Here is a 2,727-nt window from a genome sequence, read left to right as displayed (position 1 = left end):
GCGGTGCTGCGGAGGGGCGGCCGCGGTGAGCCTGCTGCCGCCCGGCCCCGGGCCCGCCGTCCCGGCCGTCACCCCCCCACCGCGGACCTCGCCGTGGGCCGACGCCCCGGCCGGTGCCGCGACCCCGGCGCCGCCCTCCGCCATCCCCACCGCCGGGGCCCCGGAGGTGGGGATGGCGGAGGGCGGCGCCGGGGTCGCGGAACGGTCCGGGGCGTCGGTCCACGGCGAGGTCCGCGGTGAGGGGGTGACGGCCGGGACGGCGGGCCCGGGGCGGTCCGGCAGCAGGCTCACCGCGGCCGCCCCGCCGCCGGCGACGGCCAGGCAGGCGGTGACCGCCAGCGCGGCGGTGCGGCGGCGGTGCGCCCGCCGGCCGCGTTCGGCGATCCGGGCCGCCGGCGCGGGGTCGGCGCGGAGCTGCCCGAAGTCCGCGGCCCGCTGGAACAGCGACCGCAGCGGGTCGCGCGGCTCGGGCGTGGGCTCAGACATCAGATGCCTCCTCGATGCGGGGATCGTGCAGACGGTGGGCGAGCGCGGTCCGCCCGCGGACCAGGTGCGTCTTGACCGTGCTGGCGGACAGCCCGGTCTCGGCGGCGACCTGCTCCACGGTGAGATCGCACAGGTAGTGCAGGGTCAGCGACCGCCGCTGCTGGGCGGGCAGTCCGCGCAGGGCCTCCACCAGCACCAGGTGCTCGGTGCCCGGGGCCTCCACGTGCGGGGGCGCGCCGCCGCGCCGCCACGCCTCGGCGCTGCGCCGCCGGAACCGCCAGCGGCTCACCGCGAGCCGCCAGGCCACCGTGCGGATCCACGCCTCCGGCTGCCCCGCGCGGTCGAGCTGCGCCCGCCGGGTCCAGCCCTTGACGTACGCCTCCTGCACGACGTCCTGCGCCTCGTGCAGGTCGCCGAGCATCACGTAAAGCTGCCCTGTCAGACGGGCGACCGTCTGGGCGTAGAACTCTTCGAACTCCTCGACGGTCAAAAGCTGCTCCCGGGTCTGTCGCTTCACCGGGCTTACGCCCCCGGAGGCGCGTCCGGTCGACACCGGGCGCGAGATCACAGGGTGACGGTGCTCACAGCGGCGCGCCGGGCGACCCGCCGGTGCCCGGCTCGGCCGCGGAGCCCCCGGCGACCTGCGGTGACGCCGTTCCGGGGGCCGTTGTCAGTGGGGTCCGGTAGCTTCCGAGAGGTAGGCATCTCCACGACTGGGGTGGCGTGATGAGTGATGTGGCAGTGGCCCGGGAGGATCTCGAATCCCGGCTGGAGGAGTACCGCACCGAGCTGACCGGTTACTGCTACCGGATGCTCGGGGCCGCCTTCGAGGCGGAGGACGCGGTGCAGGACACCATGGTCCGCGCCTGGCGCAGCCTGGACCGCTTCGAGGGCAGGTCGAGCCTGCGCTCCTGGCTCTACCGGATCGCCACCAACGTCTGCCTGGACGCGCTGAACGCGGGGAACAAGCGCGCCCGGCCGATGGACCTGACCGAGGCGACGCCGGTGGCGCAGGCCCGGCTCCAGGAGCGGGACGAGGTGACGTGGCTGGAGCCCGCGCCGGACGGGCGGGTGCTGCCGGCGACCGCCGACCCGGCGGAGCGGGCGGTGGCCCGGGAGTCGGTGCGGCTGGCGTTCATGGCGGCGCTCCAGCACCTGCCGCCCCGGCAGCGGGCGGTGCTGATCCTGCGCGAGGTGCTGGCGTGGAAGGCGAGCGAGGTCGCCGAGCTGCTGTCCACGTCGGTCGCCTCGGTCAACAGCGCGCTCCAGCGGGCCCGGGCCTCGCTCGCCGAGTCCGCCCCGGCCGACACCGATCTCGCCGACCCGCTCGACGAGGTGCAGCGCAGACTGCTGGAGCGGTACGTCGCCGCCTTCGAGGGGTACGACATGACGGCCCTGACGGCGCTGCTGCACGAGGACGCCACGCTGTCCATGCCGCCGTACGACCTGTGGCTGCGCGGCCATGACGACATCACCGGCTGGATGCTGGGCGTGGGCGAGGTGTGCCGCGGCTCGAAGCTGGTGCCGGTGGTCGCCAACGGCACCCCGGCGTTCGCCCACTACCACCCGGACCCGGCGGGCGGCTTCGTCCCGTGGGCCCTGATGGTGATCGAGATCGTGGACGGCAAGGTCTCCGGGATCACGTCCTTCCTGGACGTGAAGCGCTGGTTCCCGCTGTTCGACCTGCCGGAGCGCCTGGAGGCGTGAGCGAGGGGGGTCCGCTCAGGGGGTCGGCCCGGTGTCCGGCGGCGGGCCGCCGAGCAGGGCGGTGAGGCCGGTCAGGGCGAGGAGGGCGCGCAGCTCCGGGGGCGCGCCGGACACCACGAGGGTGCGGCCGTGGCGTCCGGCGGTGAGCCGCAGCCTGGCCAGCGCGTCCACCGCGGCCAGGGTGGGGCGGGCCAGGTCCGCGGCGTCGCACACCAGGGGGAGGCCGGGGCCGGCGCGGCCCATCAGCGCGGTGAGCTCCGTGCGGAGCCGGGGCAGGTCGGCGGGCCCGACGCTCGGGGGCAGTCGCAGCACGTGCGGTTCGGTCGTCTCCACATCGAGTCTCTCCACATCCGGGCAGACCGGGGGCGGCACGGGAACTCATCGCAGGGCCGTGCCCCGGGCCCGGCCTCACGGTCCGGGCCCGGGGCGTCGGGGGCTGCTCAGCCGCGCAGCCAGACGGCGGTGTCGGCGGGCAGAGCGCCGTCCTCGTCCAGCGGGCCGCTGGTCAGCAAGGCGGCGGTGTGCGGGGGCAGG

At 76.3% G+C, this 2,727-nt stretch carries 4 protein-coding genes; 1 reads left to right on the top strand and 3 read right to left on the bottom strand.

What is annotated here, in order from left to right; translation table 11 throughout:
• Positions 1-486 (bottom strand): hypothetical protein (locus C6N75_RS28635; RefSeq protein ID WP_105871758.1); only part of this gene is annotated, 486 nt, incomplete at its 3' end.
• Complete coding sequence (locus C6N75_RS28630) at positions 479-976, bottom strand: SigE family RNA polymerase sigma factor (protein ID WP_105871757.1); 498 nt, start codon at positions 974-976, stop codon at positions 479-481. The genes C6N75_RS28630 and C6N75_RS28635, both read right to left, overlap by 8 nt.
• Before the next feature lie 236 nt (positions 977-1,212).
• Here C6N75_RS28630 and C6N75_RS28625 point away from each other — a divergent pair, with 236 nt between their 5' ends.
• Positions 1,213-2,193 carry a sigma-70 family RNA polymerase sigma factor gene (locus C6N75_RS28625; protein WP_105871756.1) on the top strand — a complete coding sequence of 327 codons (981 nt, stop codon included), beginning with the start codon at positions 1,213-1,215 and terminating at the stop codon, positions 2,191-2,193.
• 15 nt (positions 2,194-2,208) lie between these two features.
• Here C6N75_RS28625 and C6N75_RS28620 read toward each other — a convergent pair whose 3' ends face one another.
• Positions 2,209-2,526: an STAS domain-containing protein gene (locus tag C6N75_RS28620; protein WP_105871755.1), complete on the bottom strand. Its 318-nt coding sequence runs from the start codon at positions 2,524-2,526 to the stop codon at positions 2,209-2,211.
• Positions 2,527-2,727 lie beyond the last annotated feature (201 nt).

The sequence above is a fragment of the Streptomyces solincola genome, from assembly GCF_002982015.1.
In the GTDB taxonomy this organism is placed as follows: Bacteria; Actinomycetota; Actinomycetes; order Streptomycetales; family Streptomycetaceae; genus Streptomyces; species Streptomyces solincola.
This window is presented reverse-complemented; position numbering and strand designations above follow the sequence as displayed.